Origin of the sequence: Actinophytocola oryzae, from assembly GCF_004364325.1 — a bacterium.
Taxonomy (GTDB): Bacteria; Actinomycetota; Actinomycetes; order Mycobacteriales; family Pseudonocardiaceae; genus Actinophytocola; species Actinophytocola oryzae.
Map to the genome: position 1 here is coordinate 153,276 of NZ_SOCP01000021.1, position 15,754 is coordinate 169,029.

The 15,754-nt window shown below is 68.6% G+C and carries 18 protein-coding genes; 12 read left to right on the forward strand and 6 right to left on the reverse strand.

Features of this window, described 5'->3' with window-relative positions; translation table 11 throughout:
* Positions 1-33 precede the first annotated feature (33 nt).
* Both CLV71_RS39210 and CLV71_RS39215 read right to left on the reverse strand, forming a co-directional pair.
* A complete protein-coding gene (locus CLV71_RS39210; protein WP_133907998.1) occupies positions 34-897 on the reverse strand; it encodes a phytanoyl-CoA dioxygenase family protein in 864 nt (287 codons plus the stop codon).
* 20 nt (positions 898-917) lie between these two features.
* On the reverse strand, positions 918-1,166 hold the full coding sequence (locus tag CLV71_RS39215) for a phosphopantetheine-binding protein (RefSeq protein ID WP_133907999.1): 249 nt from the start codon (positions 1,164-1,166) through the stop codon (positions 918-920).
* A gap of 148 nt (positions 1,167-1,314) precedes the next feature.
* On the opposite strand from CLV71_RS39215, the gene CLV71_RS39220 reads away from it, so the two are divergent.
* From CLV71_RS39220 to CLV71_RS39270, 11 genes are all read left to right on the forward strand, one after another.
* On the forward strand, positions 1,315-2,079 hold the full coding sequence (locus tag CLV71_RS39220) for a TylF/MycF family methyltransferase (RefSeq protein ID WP_133908000.1): 765 nt from the start codon (positions 1,315-1,317) through the stop codon (positions 2,077-2,079).
* Positions 2,080-2,263: 184 nt separating this feature from the next.
* Positions 2,264-3,748, forward strand: coding sequence for an MFS transporter (locus CLV71_RS39225; protein WP_133908001.1), 1,485 nt, complete (start codon positions 2,264-2,266; stop codon positions 3,746-3,748).
* A 97-nt stretch (positions 3,749-3,845) separates the two neighbouring features.
* The gene (locus CLV71_RS39230) at positions 3,846-5,087 is read left to right on the forward strand and encodes a cytochrome P450 family protein (protein WP_133908002.1); all 1,242 of its coding nucleotides are present in this window, start codon (positions 3,846-3,848) and stop codon (positions 5,085-5,087) included.
* Positions 5,088-5,110: 23 nt separating this feature from the next.
* Complete coding sequence (locus CLV71_RS39235; RefSeq protein WP_133908003.1) at positions 5,111-6,175, forward strand: DUF2855 family protein; 1,065 nt, start codon at positions 5,111-5,113, stop codon at positions 6,173-6,175.
* A gap of 170 nt (positions 6,176-6,345) precedes the next feature.
* Entirely contained in the window at positions 6,346-7,593 is a 1,248-nt protein-coding gene (locus tag CLV71_RS39240) for an acyl-CoA dehydrogenase family protein (RefSeq protein WP_133908004.1), read from the forward strand.
* Between the two features lie 35 nt (positions 7,594-7,628).
* Positions 7,629-8,807, forward strand: a complete 1,179-nt coding sequence (locus CLV71_RS39245) for an acyl-CoA dehydrogenase family protein (RefSeq protein ID WP_424923945.1) — start codon at positions 7,629-7,631, stop codon at positions 8,805-8,807.
* Between the two features lie 31 nt (positions 8,808-8,838).
* Positions 8,839-9,270: an SgcJ/EcaC family oxidoreductase gene (locus CLV71_RS39250; RefSeq protein WP_133908006.1), complete on the forward strand. Its 432-nt coding sequence runs from the start codon at positions 8,839-8,841 to the stop codon at positions 9,268-9,270.
* A gap of 237 nt (positions 9,271-9,507) precedes the next feature.
* Positions 9,508-9,975, forward strand: a complete 468-nt coding sequence (locus CLV71_RS39255) for an acyl-CoA thioesterase (protein ID WP_133908007.1) — start codon at positions 9,508-9,510, stop codon at positions 9,973-9,975.
* Positions 9,976-10,033: 58 nt separating this feature from the next.
* On the forward strand, positions 10,034-10,501 hold the full coding sequence (locus CLV71_RS39260) for a flavin reductase family protein (RefSeq protein WP_133908054.1): 468 nt from the start codon (positions 10,034-10,036) through the stop codon (positions 10,499-10,501).
* 13 nt (positions 10,502-10,514) lie between these two features.
* Entirely contained in the window at positions 10,515-11,540 is a 1,026-nt protein-coding gene (locus CLV71_RS39265) for an NAD-dependent epimerase/dehydratase family protein (protein WP_133908008.1), read from the forward strand.
* Positions 11,541-11,557: 17 nt separating this feature from the next.
* Positions 11,558-12,229 (forward strand): maleylpyruvate isomerase family mycothiol-dependent enzyme, encoded by a 672-nt coding sequence (locus tag CLV71_RS39270; RefSeq protein ID WP_133908009.1) that lies wholly within the window; start codon positions 11,558-11,560, stop codon positions 12,227-12,229.
* A gap of 99 nt (positions 12,230-12,328) precedes the next feature.
* On the opposite strand, the gene CLV71_RS39275 is transcribed toward CLV71_RS39270, so the two are convergent.
* Positions 12,329-12,640 carry a DUF6235 family protein gene (locus CLV71_RS39275; protein WP_133908010.1) on the reverse strand — a complete coding sequence of 104 codons (312 nt, stop codon included), beginning with the start codon at positions 12,638-12,640 and terminating at the stop codon, positions 12,329-12,331.
* Positions 12,641-12,738: 98 nt separating this feature from the next.
* Between CLV71_RS39275 and CLV71_RS39280 the strand changes: the two genes are divergently transcribed.
* On the forward strand, positions 12,739-13,392 hold the full coding sequence (locus CLV71_RS39280; RefSeq protein WP_243867195.1) for a TetR/AcrR family transcriptional regulator: 654 nt from the start codon (positions 12,739-12,741) through the stop codon (positions 13,390-13,392).
* A 12-nt stretch (positions 13,393-13,404) separates the two neighbouring features.
* On the opposite strand, the gene CLV71_RS39285 is transcribed toward CLV71_RS39280, so the two are convergent.
* The 3 genes from CLV71_RS39285 to CLV71_RS39295 all read right to left on the reverse strand — a co-directional run bounded on the left by CLV71_RS39285 (position 13,405) and on the right by CLV71_RS39295 (position 15,657).
* On the reverse strand, positions 13,405-14,235 hold the full coding sequence (locus CLV71_RS39285) for an AfsR/SARP family transcriptional regulator (RefSeq protein ID WP_133908011.1): 831 nt from the start codon (positions 14,233-14,235) through the stop codon (positions 13,405-13,407).
* A 126-nt stretch (positions 14,236-14,361) separates the two neighbouring features.
* On the reverse strand, positions 14,362-14,688 hold the full coding sequence (locus tag CLV71_RS39290; protein ID WP_133908012.1) for a DUF6235 family protein: 327 nt from the start codon (positions 14,686-14,688) through the stop codon (positions 14,362-14,364).
* A 177-nt stretch (positions 14,689-14,865) separates the two neighbouring features.
* Positions 14,866-15,657 carry a helix-turn-helix domain-containing protein gene (locus CLV71_RS39295; protein WP_133908013.1) on the reverse strand — a complete coding sequence of 264 codons (792 nt, stop codon included), beginning with the start codon at positions 15,655-15,657 and terminating at the stop codon, positions 14,866-14,868.
* Positions 15,658-15,754 lie beyond the last annotated feature (97 nt).

A 15,754-nucleotide genomic window follows, 5' to 3' on the forward strand; every position in this document is an offset into this window, starting at 1 on the left:
CGGCCGAAGCCGGGCGTCTTTCGGATGTCCTCGTCAGGAGGCCAGGCGCTCTCCCACGTCGTCGCCCGGGTCCGCCAGCAGCTTGTACGGGTCGTCCATCTCGACCCAGCCGAGGCCGGGCGGGCAGCGGTCGTAGCCGAGGAGCCGCCGGACCTCCTCCGGGTACTTCAGGACGGCCTCACGCGACAGTGCCAGGTACTGGTTCTCCTCCTGGCGCAGGTTGCCGAGGTCCAGCGCTATGGTCAGCCCGGTCCTCGGCTTGTCGCTCGTGTTCTTGCCGCCGCTGTGGTACACGCCGCCGAGCCAGATCAACCCGGAGCCCGCGGGCATCGACGTCGGGAACGCCTCGTCCGTGGACGGTGCGCGCTCGTCGTCCCAGTGGTGGCTGCCCGGGATCACCAGCGTGCCACCGTTCGCCGCGGTGAACTCGCTCATCGCGAGCATCAGCTGCACCCGGCTCGTCGGCCCGGGGTGGGTGCGCAGGTGGAGCGCGTCGTCCCGGTGCAGCGGCTGCTTTCCCTGGCCTGGGTGGATCTGGATCAGCTGCGTGCCGCTGATCTGGATCGTCGGCGTCATCTCCACGCGGTTCTTGCCGATGTACATGGGAATCGGCTTCTGCATGATCGCGCGGGCCGCTCCGAGGTAGTGCGGCTGCGTGACCACCGGCGTCAGCTTGTCGGTACGGCCGAAGACCGACGACACCCGGCGGGTCTTCGTGCCGTTGTACCAGTCCTCGCCGTAGCCCTGGGCGTCCAGTGCCGGGCCGAGGTCGGTCCACAGCGCGTCGAGGGTGCCCGCGTCGACGAAGTCCTCGACGATCACGCCACCGTCCCGCTCGAGGATCTCGACGACCTCGTCCACACTGGCCTCGGGCGTCACCCGTTCCAGACCGGCCATCGTTCACGCACCTTCCTGTCTCAGGCCGCCGAAGCCTCTTCGGCCTTGGTGACCACGGTCGCGACGAGCGTCGCCAGGTTCGGGTCGTCCTCGAAGATGTCGCCGACGTCGAGCCAGACGTCCAGCTCCTCCTCGATGCGCGACACGAGCCGCACGGCCGAGATGGACTCGCCACCCAGCTCGAAGAACGTGGCGCCCTCCTGCCCGTCGGGCACGGTGAGCACGTCCCGCCAGATCGTCTCGACCTGCTGCGCGATGTTGCTGCTCATAGACTTTCCTCCCACTGCGGTCCAGACGTCGGACGCGAAGGACTCACCGCTACATCCTGGTTTCGGGGCGGGTCGACCGCATCTTGTGATGTGCTCCGTCGTGGCACGGCCGTTCCTTTCCGCATTCCCCGTCCATAACATCGAAGCCATGCCTGACATCACGGCCGCGAGCCGGGACCGCTACATCGACCTGCTGAAGCGGGTCATCACCAACGTGATCTACGAGGATCCGGCGATACCGAACCCGGTGTTCGACCGCCAGGAGTTCAGCTCGTGGGCACGGAAGACGGGAAGCGACTGGCCGACCGTCGCGCACACGATGGTCGGCATGACGAGACTCGACAACGTCCAGGAATGCCTGGAAAAGGTCATCGCCGAGGACGTGCCGGGGGACTTCATCGAGACGGGCGTGTGGCGTGGCGGCGTGTGCATCCTGGCGCGCGGCATCTTCGAGGCGTACGGCATCACCGACCGGGAGGTCTGGGTGGCGGACTCGTTCGAGGGCGTGCCGACGGCGACCGACCTCAGCCACTCGATCGACCGGCAGCTGAACATGCACGAGCACAACGAGGTCCTCGGCGTCGACGAGAACGCCGTGCGACGCAACTTCGAGCGCTACGGACTGCTCGACGACCAGGTGCAGTTCCTGCCCGGGTGGTTCAACAAGACGCTGGCGGCGGCGCCGATCGAGCGGCTGGCGGTGCTGCGCCTGGACGGCGACCTGTACGAGTCCACACTGGACGCGTTGAACCCGCTCTACCCCAAGCTGTCCGTCGGCGGCTACGTCATCATCGACGACTACCTCGTGCCCGGCTGCAAGGTCGCCGTCGACGAGTTCCGCGCCGAACACGGGATCGACGACCCCCTGCACCGGATCGACCGCTGGAGTGTCTACTGGCGACGGACGAGGTAGTGAGGAGCGCCCAGCCAATGCCGGCTGAATGCACTGAAGGACGCCTTCGTAACGCTCAGCGTTACGAAGGCGTCCTTCAGTACATCCGGTGCTGGATCAGCAGTCTGCGAGAAGTGTCCGGTCCCGTCCCGGTGCGACGATTCTCCCTGTCTCACAGGGGGCTTTGGACTTGGGTCAGGTGCTCATGAACGATGACGGCGGCCGGGCTAACTTAGCGGCCATCCCAGGACACACACGGCCGGACCCGCGTCGGTGGGCGGCACTGGTCGTGCTGTGCACGGCCACTTTCATCATCATCCTCGACGGTTCCATCGTGTTCGTCGCGGTCCCGTCGATGTCCATGGACCTGGCGCTGACGCCCAGCGCCGTCCAGTGGGTGGTGAGCAGCTACCTCCTCAGCTTCGGCGGACTGCTGCTCCTCGGCGGGCGCATCGCGGACCTGCTCGGCAGGCGCCGGATGTTCATGCTCGGCTCCGGCCTCCTCGCGGTGTCCGCGCTGCTGTGCGGGCTCGCCTGGTCGGTGGAGATCCTCATCGCCGCCCGGGTACTCCAGGGCTTCTCCGCGGCGATCATGACGCCGACGGCACTCTCGATCCTGGTGAACATGTTCGCCGAGGGTCGGGAACGCAACAAGGCACTCGGTGTCTGGAGTTCGGCGGGCGGTGTCGGCGGCACGGTCGGCGCGTTGCTCGGCGGCCCGCTCACCAGCGGCCCCGGCTGGAGTTGGATATTCTACGTCAACATCCCGTTCGCCGTGCTCATGGTCGTCCTGAGCCCGCTGCTGCTCAAGGAGAGCTTCGACCGGACCCGAGCCAGGACCTTCGACGTGGCAGGCGCCCTCACCAGCACGGCCGCGCTCGTGCTGCTGGTGTTCGCCATCGTCGACGCACCCACCGCGGGCTGGGGGAGCGGGCAGACGATCGGCCTGTTCGTCGCCGTGCTCGTGCTCCTGGTCGCGTTCGTCGCGGTCGAACGCCGCTCCGCCTCGCCACTGCTGCCGCTGCACTACTTCCGCGGCAGGGGCTTCGTCGGCGGCAACCTGGTGATCGTCGCGGTCGGCATGGTGGTGCACGGCGGCATGGGTTTCATCATGACCCAGTACGCGCAGATCTACCTCGGCTACTCGCCCGTCCAGTATGGACTGATGTTCGCCGTGATGACCGTGCTGACCATCGTCGGCTCGGCACTCGCCGGCGGCCCGCTGGTGCTGCGGTTCGGTCCCCGGCCGGTCGCCGTGGCCGGCCTGCTGCTGATCGGTGCCAGCGCACTGAGCCTGTCGGCGATCTCCGTGCCCGGCAGCTTCGTCGACGACATGCTGCTGGGGATGCTGCTGTTCGGCCCCGGTCTCGGCCTCGCGTTCGTGGCCGGCTCGGTCGCCGGGCTGGCCGGTGTGCCCGCGCGTGATTCCGGGGTCGCCTCCGGGGTCAACAACGCCTCGTTCCACATCGGCGGCGCACTGGGCATCGCCATCATGTCCACGGTCGCCCTCACCGCGGCGAGCGGGCCCAACCCGGCGGCCGCCACGGTCGCGGGCTTCGGGGTCGCGTTCGTCGTCGCCATCGGGTTCGCGGTGCTCGGCATCCTCGCCGCGCTGGTCCTCCTGCGCCGCCCGTCCCACACCGCGACCACCACGGTCATCACACCCGACCGCGGCCGCAGGGCCGCCTAGATGACCAGCACACAGGACCGCACAGCGAGAGATGCGGCCCTGTCGACCCGGAACAAGACTGACCGCAGGAACGAACCTGACGCAGGAGAGAACAGCCATGGGTGAATGCCCCGCACTCGACACCGCAGGTCGCGACATTCACGGGCAGGCGGCGGCGCTGCGCGCCATCGGCCCCGCAGTCAAGGTGGAGCTGCCCGGCGGCGTGCACGTGTGGTCGATCAACAGTGCCTCCGTGATCAAGCAGTGCCTGATGGACCCGAGGGTCACCAAGAGCGCGCGCAACCACTGGCCCGACTTCATCGAGGGTCGCATCCCCCGGGACTGGGAGCTGATCAGCTGGATCGCCATGGACAACATGGTGACCGCGTACGGCCAGGACCTGCGCCGGCTGCGCAGGCTGATCGGCCCGGCCTTCCTCCCCAAGCGAGTCGAGTCGATCCGCCCCAAGGTCGTCGAGTTCACCGAGATGCTGCTCGGCGGGCTCGCCGCAGCGGAGCCTGGCGGGGTCGTCGACCTGCGGGCGGCGTTCTGCTACCCGCTGCCGCTGCTGGTCGTCGCCGAGCTGATCGGCATGGACCAGGCCGCGATCGACAAGACCACCTCGGTCATGATGATGATGGTCGACACGACCGTCACCCCCGAGCAGGCGCAGGCCGTGCTCGCGGGCTGGCGCGGCGCGATGATCGACTTCATCGCGTCCAAGCGGGAGAACCCCGGTGAGGACATCACGAGCGACCTGATCGCCGCCCGTGACGACGAGACCGGCTCCAAGCTCTCCGAGGACGAGCTGATCGACACGATCTTCGCGATCCTCGGCGCCGGCTCCGAGACCACGATCAACTTCTTCGACAACGCGATCACCCAGCTGCTGACCCACCGCGACCAGCTCGACCTCGTGCTGTCGGGGAAGTCGTCGTGGGAGGACGTGATCGAGGAGACCCTGCGGGTGCAGGCGCCGCTCGCCAACCTCCCGCTGCGGTACGCGGCGGAGGACCTCGAGGTCGAGGGCGGTATCACGATCCCCAAGGGCGATCCGATCCTGGTGAACTTCGCCGCCTACGGTCGGGACCCGCAGCTGCACCCGGACAACCCCGAGGGCTTCGACATCACCCGTGAGGACAAGTCGCACCTGACGTTCGGCCGTGGCGCGCACTACTGCCTCGGCGCGGGCATCGCCCGCAGCGTCGCCGCGATCGGATTGTCCACCCTGTTCGACCGGTTCCCGAAGCTCGACCTCGCGGTCACGGTGGACGAGCTGGTGCCGCTGACGTCGTTCATCATGAACGGCCATCAGTCACTGCCGGTGCGGCTGACCGAGGCCGCGTCCGCGGCCGCGTGACCGGGACAGCGAGGAGAGAAGAGATGTCCGAACGGTGGGAGCTGCTGGTCAGGCGCGACGACCTCGCGGTGACGGAGGTGCGCGAGGCCGAGGTGCCGGAGCTTTCCGACGGCGAGGTCGAGCTGGCCGTCGAGCGGTTGGCGCTGACCATGAACAACGTCACCTACGCGCGGTGGGGCGAGGTCCCGCCGCTGAACTTCTGGAACGCCTTCCCCGCGACGGATCCCGCGTGGGGCAGGCTGCCGGTGTGGGGTTTCCTGCGGGTGTCGCGGTCGCGGCACGCCGACTTCGCACCGGGTGACCGCTACTTCGGTTACGTGCCGTCGTCGAGCCACCACGTCGTCACGCCCGGCCCGGCGTCACGCGGGTTCGTCGACACCACGCCGGACCGGTACTTCGCACACCCGTGGTACCAGACGTTCCAGCCGGCGCCCGAGGCGGACGGCCGCGACGACCGCAGGACGCTGCTGCGGCCGATCTACCCCGCGTCGTTCCTCGTCGCGGACTTCGTGGCGGGCAAGGGCGGGGACGACGGGCTCACCGTGCTCGTCACGTCCGCGTCGAGCAAGGTCGCGATCGGGATCGCGCACCGGTTGCGTGGCAACGAGAACGTGCGGGTGGTCGGGCTGACCTCCGAGTCCAACGCGGAGTTCGTGGCGAGTCTGGAGCTGTACGACTCGGTGGCCGCGTACGACGATCTGGCGCCGGTGTCGGCCGACGGCCCGGTCGCGGTGGTCGACCTCGCCGGTGACAACGAGGTGCTGACCGCGGTGCACCGCACGTTCCAGAGCGACCTGGTGCACGTGGCGCTGCTCGGCTGGACCCACGGCGCGCAGCCGCCACCGCCACTGACCGACCCGACGCCGGAGCTGTTCTTCACCCCCGCGGTGGAGGGTGTCCTGATCGAGGCGGAGGGCGAGGACGCGTTCTTCGCCCGCTACGAGGCCGCGGAGAGCGCCTTCATCGACGTGACCGAGTCGTGGCTGAAGATCGCCGAGGCCAGTGGCCCCGAGGCGGTCGCGACGGTGTACCGGAGCCTGCTCGACGGGACACACCCCGTGGACGGCTTCACCATTATCACGCCCTGACGAGAGAACGACCGACGGCGGGCCGCCAGCTCTGGCGGTCCGCCGTCGTCGTGTGTCGTGAGGACGGGGAGAACATTGCTCGCAAGCGGAAAGATGCGCCGTTGCCCCGGGGAATGTGATTCTTGACCGGAGTCGGTGTGAGTATTGGCCTCCGAGAAAAGGATCGCGCAGTGACAGTAACGGCGATAGTTCCGCCCAACGGATTTCCGCTGCCGCCGGAACCCGAGCTGACGCCCGAGGAGGTGGTGGCCCGCGCCGTGGCGATCGCCAGGACGCTGGTCGCCCGGCAGTCCGAGGCCGAGGAACGCACATACTACGCGGCCGACGTCCACGAGGCCTTCTCCAGGGCCGGTTTCTACCGGATCCTCGTGCCGAGGCGCTACGGCGGCTACGAGTTCGGTGTGGACACCTTCATGCGGGTCGTGCGCGCACTGGCCCGCGGCTGCCCGTCCACCGGCTGGATGTACTGCCTCGGCGCCGTGCACGCCGTGTTCGCGGGCACCGTGTTCGAGGAGCGTGCGCAGGAGGAGATCTTCTCCGTCGGCGACTTCATCGCCCCGGCGACGGTCATGCCGGGCGGCACCGCGGAACGCCACCCCGACGGCGGCTGGATCATCAACGGCCGCTTCGGTTACTGCTCCGGCGCGCCCTACGCGACCCACTTCATCGGCCACGCGCTCGTCACCCACGAGGAGGGCGAGGAGCCCGCGCCGATGCTGTTCGTCGCGCCACGCGACCAGTTCCGGCGCCTCGACGACTGGGGCCAGCAGCTCGGGCTCAAGGGCAGCGGCTCGCACACCATCGTGATGGAGAACGCACACGTCCCCGACTACTGCGTCCTGCACACCCACATGAGCTTCTACCAGGTGAGCGAGGACACCCCGGGCCGGCGGCTGCACATCAACCCGCAGTACGGCGGCGGCCCGCTGAGCTTCATGATGCTCGAGTCCGCGTGCCTCGCGGTCGGCATCGCCTACGGCGCGCTCGACGAGTACGAGGAGCTGATGCGGACGCGGAACACGCTGTTCCCGCCCGTGATGTCCCGCGCGGAGGACCCGGACTACCAGCGGTGGTACGGCGAGGCCACGGGCAAGCTGGCGACCGCCGAGGGCGCCATCGAGAACACCATCACGCAGTGGCAGGACCTCTGCGTCGAAGGCCCGCAGGCGTTCACCCCCGAGGTGGAGTTCCGGCTCGCCACGATGTGCCGCGAGGTCATCCGGCTGAGCTGGACGGCGGTCGAGCAGTTTCTGTTCCCCACCGCGGGATCCAGCTCCGTGAGCCGGGGCCAGCGCATCGAGCGCGTGTGGCGCGACCTCTCCATGCTGCAGAGCCACGCGGGCATCTCCGTCGCGATGAACACGATGGTGAACCGTGAGCTGTCCAAGGCGCGGTTCGGCATTCAGGACCAGCACTGACTGCTGAACAGCATGTCAGGAGATAGGAGGACATCTTGGCCACCACGATCCCGACGCGCGATGAGCTCGTGCGCAAGGCGTCGGAGCTGATCCCGCTCCTGCGCAGGCACGCGTCCTGGACCGAGGAGAACCGGCGGCTGCACGACGAGACCGTCGAGGCGCTGGCCGACGCGGGGGTGTTCAGGCTCCGGCGCCCCAAGCACTTCGGCGGGTACGAAGTGGACAGTCAGACGCTGGTCGACATCGGCACCGCACTGGGGCAGGGCTGCGGCTCCACCTCGTGGGTCGCGTCGGTCTACTGGATCCCGACCTGGATGGCCAGCCAGTTCCCGGACGAGGTGCAGGACGAGGTCTTCGCCACCCCCGACGTCCGGATCTGCGGCACGCTGAGCCCGTCCGGCATGGCCGCCCCGGTCGACGGCGGTGTCGTCGTGAACGGCAAGTGGGGCTTCATCAGCGGTGCCCACCACGCGCAGTGGCAGGAGATCATCGCGATCCTGATCCCGCCGGACGGCCAGCCGTACCCGATCATGGCCCTGGTGCCCATGTCGGACCTGCTCGTCGTCGACGACTGGGACACCTCAGGCCTGCGTGGCACCGGCAGCGTCAGCACCGTCGCCAAGGACCTGTTCGTCCCGGCCGAGCGCATCCTGCCGCTGCCGGTCGTGCTGCAGGGCCAGACCGCCTCGAAGCGCAACGCGAACTCGACCGTCTACCGCGCGCCGCTGCTGCCGGTCGCCGCCGCCTCCTCGGTCGGCACGATCGTCGGCATGGCGAAGGGCGCGCGGGACGTGTTCCTGAAGCGGCTGCCGGAGCGCAAGATCACCTACACCGGCTACGAGAGCCAGCGCGAGGCGCCGATCACGCACTTCCAGGTGGCCGAGGCGACGATGCGGATCGACGAGGCCGAGTTCCACGCGCAGCGCACGGCGAAGCTGGTCGACGCCAAGGGCGCCGAGGGCACCGAGTGGAAGCTCGAGGAGCGGGCCAGGACGCGGGCGGACATCGGCGCGGTGGTGCGGCTGGCCAAGGACGCGATCGACATCCTCGCCACGGCGAGCGGCGGATCCTCCATCTACAGCGGCATCCCGATCCAGCGGATCAACCGCGACATCCAGGCGGTCAACCTGCACGCGCTCATGCACCCCAACACGAACACCGAGCTGTACGGCCGGGTGCTGTGCGGCCTGGAGCCAAACACGCTCTACATCTAGTCCGTCGATCCCCAGAAAGGTAAGGGAGAGCATGACCACCGACGCGGACAAGGCCGCGATCGCCGCCCTGACACAGAGGATGGTGACGGGCTGGGCCTACGGGGACGCGGACGCCATCGCGAACCTGTTCCCCGAGGACGGCACGCTGATCCTCTCCGGTGTGTACTGCGACAACCGCGAGGCGATCCGGGAGTACTTCGCCAAGGCGTTCGACAGCCACTACAAGAACACCCAGGTGACCGGCAAGCCGATCCAGATCCGGGCGATCACCCCGGACGCGGCGATCCTCTACAGCCACGGCGGCGTGCTCGCGGCCGGTGAGACCGAGGTCGTGGAGGGCAGTGCGATCCGTGCCTCCTGGCTGTGCGTGAAGCGGGACGGCCAGTGGCTGCTGGCGGCCTACCAGAACACGCCGCGTTTCGACGAGAGCATCCCCGGCGGGGGCGCGGCCGAGGCTGCCTGACGCCAGGGGCCAGGAGTGTGGGTCGTTGTCCGGTGTGGACGGACAACGGCTCACACTTTTGTTGTTTCACAGGGTTTATCCAGGATTGCGGTAACGCGAATACCGGCCGGCCGCAGCATGGTCGGAGTGTCGGGTGGGTACGACTGTGACGCATGCTTGACGGGCAAGTGTGGGTGCGGTCGACCGACTACATGGTGTCGGATCGCTTCTGTACGAGCAGAGGAGTGGCTGAGGGGTATGACGGGTTACTACGAGATCCGGCACCGGGTGGGGTTCGAGGAGACGAACTTCGTCGGCAACGTGTACTACGTGAACTACCTGCGCTGGCAGGGTCACTGCCGGGAACGCTTCCTGGTGGAGATGGCGCCCGCGGTGCTGGCGGAGATCATGCACGACGACCTGAAACTGTTCACGCTGAAGGCCGAGTGCGAGTTCTTCGCCGAGATAACGGCCTTCGACGAGCTCTCCGTGCGGATGCGTCTCGAGGAGCTGACCCAGACCCAGATCCTGTTCAGCTTCGACTACGTGCACCTGCGCCAGGACGGCCAGGAGAGCCTCATCGCGCGGGGCAAGCAGCGGATCGCGTGTATGCGCGGTCCCAACAACAACACGGTGCCGAGCAGGGTGCCCGCGTCGCTGCTGAAGGCGCTGGCACCGTTCACGACGGCAGGCGCACCGAACGGACAAGCGGCCGCGGGAGCATGATGTGAAGAGCGAACGCCACCTGGCCCCGGTGCACTCCGCCGCGGCGTTGCGGGACGTGATGTCCAACTTCGCCACGGGGATCACCGTTCTCACCGCGGGCGGGGACCACTGCCACGGGATGACCGCGAACGCGTTCAGCTCCGTGTCACTGGAACCGCCGATGGTGTTGTGCTGCATCGCCCGCACGGCGCAGATGCACGAGGCCATCCTGCGCACCCGCCACTTCGGGGTCAGCGTGCTCAGCGCGGACCAGGAGGACGTGGCCCGCTACTTCGCGAGCCGTGGCCGGGCCATGGGCCTCGCCCAGTTCGACGAGGTCGACTGGTTCCCCGGCCCGCGCAGTGGCGCCCCGCTGCTCGTCGGCTCGCTCGCCTGGCTCGACTGCGAGCTGGCCGAGGTCTACCACGGCGGCGACCACTCGATCTTCGTCGGCACCGTGCTCGACGCGGCACGGCGGTCGGGCGAGGCGCTGCTGTTCTTCGGCGGGGGCTTCCACCAGGGCATGCCCTCGCCGCGCAGCGCCTGACCTGGAGGATCCCATGTTGGTGAGCGTGACCGGCGGCACCGGCTTCGTCGGTGCCCACACGGTCGCCGCGCTCCGCGGCGCGGGCCACCAGGTCCGGCTGCTCGTCCGCGACCACGCCACTGCGGACAGAGCGCTGGCGCCACTGGGAGTCACCTCGGGCGAGGTGGGCGTCGTCGTCGGGGACGTGCTCGACGCGGACAGCGTACGCAGGCTGGTGAAGGGCGCGGACGTGGTGCTGCACGCGGCGTCCGTGTACTCGTTCGACAGCAGGTGGCACCGGGCCATGCGGGCCACCAACGTGGTGGGCACCGAGCTGGTGCTGGCCGCCGCGCTCGGGGCAGGCGCTCGGGTCGTGTACGTCTCCAGCTTCGGTGCGCTGCTCCCCGCCACGGACGAGGTCGGGCCGGACAGCCCGGTCGGCCGCCCCCGTGAGGCGTACCTGGCGAGCAAGGCCGCGGCCGAGACGGTCGCCCGCCGCCACCAGGACACCGGCGCCCCTGTCGTCATCACCTACCCACCCGCCCTGCTCGGCCCGCACGACCCGAAGCCGGGTGACCAGAACAACCGGTTGCGCAACACCCTGCGCGGCCTGGTGCCGGTGTGGCCGTCGGGCGGGCTGCCGGTCGGCGACGTCCGCGACACGGCCGCACTGCACGCGGCGCTGGCCGACGCGGCCGAACCGGACGGGAACCGCTTCTTCGGGCCGGGTCACCACCTGACCACGCGGGAGTACGTGCGAACGCTGCGCGAGGTCACCGGACGGGCGTTGCCCACAGTCCACCTGCCGGCCCGCGCCATGTTGCCGTTCGGCCTGCTCACCAGCCTCGCGCAGCGGTTCTGGCCGTGGCACATCCCCGCGGAGTACGGCGCGATCTACACGTGCGCGTGCGCCGCACGGGTGGGGGAGCGGGCCCCGACGTTCGGCGTCGCCGCGCGGCCGGCCACCGAGACCTTCACCGACACCGTGCGCTGGCTGCACCGCGCCGGGCTCCTGTCCGCACGCGCGGCGGGAGCGGCAGCCGCGGTGCCCACATCGTGATGGAGAGGGAGTCCCCGATGCCCAACCACGTGGCCTACCGGGAAACCATCGAGAGCGTGACGGCCCTCGTGGCCGACCACGGCCTGTCCGAGGACCTGCTGGTGCCCTCGTGCCCCGGCTGGACGGTCCGCGACCTCGTGGGGCACCTGGTGGGCATCTGCTCGTTCGCGGTCGGCATGCGCTCGGCGTGGGCCGAGGCGGAGCAGTCCTCCGCGGACATGGACCTCGCGGGCCTGCTCGCGGAGTGGACCAGGATGGGGGAGCAGGCGGCGCGTGTCCTGGAGGCAGGCGGTGACCGGCGCGGCAGCCTGATGGTGATGGACGCCTTCACCCACGAGCTGGACCTGCGTTACGCCGCCGGTGCCCCGCTGCCGAGCGACCACCCGGCGTTCACGCGGGCGTTCGAGGTGGTGCTGAACGGGTTCTCCGCCGAGGTCGTCGCGCACGGCCTGCCCGCCGTGCTCGTCGAGGTCGACGGCAGGGAGTGGCAGGCGGGCGACGGTGAGCCGGTGGCGACGCTGTCGGGGGACCGGTACGACATCTACCGCTCGCTCGCGGGCAGGCGCACCCACGAACAGATCACGAGACTGGGCTGGAGCCGGGATTCACACCGCTGGCTGCCGGCATTCACGTGGGGCCCGTTCAGCCCGCCCGTGCACGCCGTGGAAAACGTGGTGGCGGTCTCCTGAACGCCCCGGGTCGGCGCCGGCAAATGCACTGAAGGCGTCCTTCGTAACGCCCAGCGCAACGAAGGCGTCCTTCAGTACAGGTGGCGGGGCGGCGGCGGGTCAGAAGCGGCCGGGTGCGTTCTTCCGGGGGCCGATGTACACGATGCCGTACGAGTCGAAACTGTGCACCCGCATCTTGATGGCCATGCCGTTCTCGAGCACGACTAGGAACTCACTCAATTCCTGCTCGTCCTCGATGACGTGATGGGTGTGCAGCAGCGACCGCTCGGCCATCGCGAAGAGGGCCGCGTACACCGCGTCCTTCTCCCGCCGCGAGGCGTCCGCCGACCAGCTCGCCAGCACGTCATGCCCGGTGTCCAGGCGAACGCGAGGGTGGTTGAGCCGGCCTGCCGGCTCGAGGGGGCGGTTCATGTCGCCTCCGTCCCGCGCAACCTGGGAGCCCTGGTGGGGCCGTTGCATAACACCGTTGCGCTACCTTAAAGCTAGCGCCGTTATGTAACAATGTCAAGGTGCCGAGAAAAGCAGATCCGAACGTTCGGACCACACTCATCGACATCGCCGCGCGGCTGCTTGCCGAGGAAGGCCCGAAAGCGATGTCGACGCGCCGGATAGCGGCCGAGGCGGAGACCTCGACAATGGCGGTGTACACCCATTTCGGGAGCATGAGCGGGTTGGTCCGCGAAATCGTCTACGAGGGCTTCTCGCGCCTGCAGAACAATTTCAGCATGGTGAAGGAGACCGACGACCCGGTGGCGGACCTGTGCGTGCACGGACGGGCCTACCGGGGCAACGCGCTCGCGAACTCGTACCTGTACTCGGCGATGTTCGGCGGCGAGGCGCTGGCGGGGTTCGAGCTGACCGAGGAGGACCGCCAGCACGGCAGGTACGTCCTCGCCAGCATCGTCAACTGCGTGAACCGGTGTGTGGACACCGGCCGGTTCCGCCAGGCGGACGTCGGCATGGTCGCGCACCACATGTGGTTCGCGATGCACGGCCTGGTCAACCTCGAGCTGGGTCGCTACCTCATCGAGCCGTGGGGCGCGAAGGAGTGTTTCGAGACGCAGCTCGTCACGCTGGTGGTCGGCGCGGGGGACGACCTCGAGACCGCCACCGAGTCGGTGGCGGTCTCCGGCGAGCGGTACGCCGTCGAGCTGGAGGCGTGACCGCGCCCCGGGTCAGCTGGCGATGGCGTTGCCGCGCTGCCAGGCGTTGACCATGAACCTCGGGTCGTCGACCATCGCGTCGCCCGCCAGGATCGCCCGGTGCAGCTCGCGCAGCCGCGGCGACGGGTCGACGCCGAGGTGGTCGCGGATGGTCGCCCACATCTCGTGGTAGACCTCCAGCGCCTGGCCCGGCCTGCCCGACCGGTACAGCGCGAGCATGAACTGCGCGCGGAAGTTCTCCATGTACGGGTGCTGCGCGCACAGCGCGGCCAGGTCGCCGAGCACCTGGTGGTGCCGCCCGAGGTAGAGGTCCATGTCGATGCGCAGCGTGAGATCCGCGAGCCGGCACTCGGCCAGCCGCATCGACTCGATCTCCAGCTGCGGTCCGACGGACACGTCGTCGAGCACCGGCCCGCGCCACAGTGCGAGGGCCTCGGTCAGCAGCTGCCCGGCCCGTTCGTGGTCGCCCGCGCCGCTCGCGGCCCGGCCCGCGGCGGCGAGCCGCGTGTAGCGGATCACGTCGACGGAGTCGGGGTCCAGCCGCAGCACGTAACCGGCGTTCCTGGTGACCAGGATGTCGCGGACCAGGTCGTCCTCACTGGAGGGCAGCGCTTCCCTGATGTGGTTGCGCAGGCTCAGCACATGGGTCTGCAGTGTGCTGGTCGCACTGCGCGGCGCGTGGTTGCCCCACAGCTCCTCCTTGAGCGACGAACTCGTCACGAGCTTGCCGACGTTCATGGCGAGCACGGCCAGCAGATGTCGGGGCTTGCTCGCGTTCGGTACGACGGAGGTACCGTCTATCGACACCTCCAGCGCACCGAGCACATTTATTTCAGCTCGCATTTGGTCAGCTCATTTCGCCGGACCCACACATATGTCTCTGTACGAAGAGTACGGGTGTGAGCCGTGTACGAAATCTCCTGGAATGCGGCTGGTCGGTGAAAGCAACCGGGAAGTAGCTGTAGTAGGCTACGTGGCCTGCCACCGGCCCGTGTGCAGATCGGTCATGTGGCCGCAGGGGCCGATCGCGACGATGTCGAACGCGTCGACGCACTTGACGCGGATCTTCATCACGAGGTCGTCCTTGACGATGACGAACACCTCGTTGGCGCGCTGGAAGTCGTCGATGACGCGGTAGGTCCGGAACATCGAACCGTCCTGCATCGCGAAGAGCGCCTTGTAGACGGCATTGCGCTTCGACTGGCTCGCGGTCGGCGACCAGTCCTCGAGTACGTCGAAGCCGGACTCCATGCGGTAGCGGGGAGTGGTGTTGTCGACACGCGATTCGTTCGTCATGACCGGACCAATCTCATCAGTACATAACGCTGTTGTGCTACAAAACATATCGCCGTTATAAATCGAAGTCAAGGCGATGCGGGGGCGCCGGCGCGGGTAGAGCACGTTGGAAGAAGTGGCGGGCAAAAGAGAACGGCCCCGTCCGGTGTGGACGGGGCCGCGGGCGCGGGTTGTTGGTCAGGCTCCCGACAGGGTGGATTCGTCAACCCTGCCGGGAACCCATGTCCGTGTCGCGGCTGCGGCGAGTACGCGCTCGTCCAGCTGGGCGAGCAGTGCGGGCGGGTCGAAGATGCGCGGCGACCGCAGCCACATGTCGAAACCGCGACCCGCCGCGCCGTTCGGTGCGATCTCGACCGGGCCGAACGCGGCGACGCACATCGGGCCGGCCTCGTCGTCGTGGCCCGTCTCCACCGCGTGCGCGAGCACGTGCCAGCTGCCCGTCGGGACGTCGCCGATCTCGAACGGCCCGATGCCCTCCCTCGTGACGTGGCCGACCGGCGCACCCTGCGCGATCCGGCCGGGGAACAGGCCGATGACGACCCGCCCCGGCTGGTGGCCAGGGGTCGACCAGACGTGGCCGCTCACCACGCCGGGGCGCTCGACGGCGTCCGGCACCGGCGTGGTGAGCGGGGGAACGAGACCGTCGTACTGGCGGTACTCGCTCGGGGAGACCCCGACGCTGAAACGGAACCTCGAGCTGAACGTGCCGATGCTGTTGTAGCCGACGACGTGGCTGATGTCGGCGACGGGCATCGAGGTGGTCAGCAGCAACCGCTTGGCCTCCTGGAGGCGCAGTGCGGACAGGAAGCGACCGGGCGAGATGCCGGTCACCCGAAGGAAGATCCGCGAGAAGTGGAACTTGCTGAACATGGCCGCACGCGCCATGTCGTCCATCGTGATCTGTTCGCCGAGATTCTCGCGCATCGCGCGAATGACGCGTTCGACCGCTGCCTCGATAGCATCGTCCATTGTGTGGCACCACTTACGTAAGGGATTGGCAAAAGTGCGGGTCGAGATAAAGGTAGGTTTCCGGTTAATCCTTGACAACGGTGCTCCGTGCGTGCTC

Excerpts from the sequence above, each read along its gene's own strand:
- CLV71_RS39210 (WP_133907998.1), bottom strand. The coding sequence starts at position 897 with ATGGCCGGTCTGGAACGGGTGACGCCCGAGGCCAGTGTGGACGAGGTC.
- CLV71_RS39215 (WP_133907999.1), bottom strand. The coding sequence starts at position 1,166 with ATGAGCAGCAACATCGCGCAGCAGGTCGAGACGATCTGGCGGGACGTG.
- CLV71_RS39220 (WP_133908000.1), top strand. The coding sequence starts at position 1,315 with ATGCCTGACATCACGGCCGCGAGCCGGGACCGCTACATCGACCTGCTG.
- CLV71_RS39225 (WP_133908001.1), top strand. The coding sequence starts at position 2,264 with ATGAACGATGACGGCGGCCGGGCTAACTTAGCGGCCATCCCAGGACAC.
- CLV71_RS39230 (WP_133908002.1), top strand. The coding sequence starts at position 3,846 with ATGGGTGAATGCCCCGCACTCGACACCGCAGGTCGCGACATTCACGGG.
- CLV71_RS39235 (WP_133908003.1), top strand. The coding sequence starts at position 5,111 with ATGTCCGAACGGTGGGAGCTGCTGGTCAGGCGCGACGACCTCGCGGTG.
- CLV71_RS39250 (WP_133908006.1), top strand. The coding sequence starts at position 8,839 with ATGACCACCGACGCGGACAAGGCCGCGATCGCCGCCCTGACACAGAGG.
- CLV71_RS39255 (WP_133908007.1), top strand. The coding sequence starts at position 9,508 with ATGACGGGTTACTACGAGATCCGGCACCGGGTGGGGTTCGAGGAGACG.
- CLV71_RS39260 (WP_133908054.1), top strand. The coding sequence starts at position 10,034 with ATGTCCAACTTCGCCACGGGGATCACCGTTCTCACCGCGGGCGGGGAC.
- CLV71_RS39265 (WP_133908008.1), top strand. The coding sequence starts at position 10,515 with ATGTTGGTGAGCGTGACCGGCGGCACCGGCTTCGTCGGTGCCCACACG.
- CLV71_RS39270 (WP_133908009.1), top strand. The coding sequence starts at position 11,558 with ATGCCCAACCACGTGGCCTACCGGGAAACCATCGAGAGCGTGACGGCC.
- CLV71_RS39275 (WP_133908010.1), bottom strand. The coding sequence starts at position 12,640 with ATGAACCGCCCCCTCGAGCCGGCAGGCCGGCTCAACCACCCTCGCGTT.
- CLV71_RS39285 (WP_133908011.1), bottom strand. The coding sequence starts at position 14,235 with ATGCGAGCTGAAATAAATGTGCTCGGTGCGCTGGAGGTGTCGATAGAC.
- CLV71_RS39290 (WP_133908012.1), bottom strand. The coding sequence starts at position 14,688 with ATGACGAACGAATCGCGTGTCGACAACACCACTCCCCGCTACCGCATG.
- CLV71_RS39295 (WP_133908013.1), bottom strand. The coding sequence starts at position 15,657 with ATGGACGATGCTATCGAGGCAGCGGTCGAACGCGTCATTCGCGCGATG.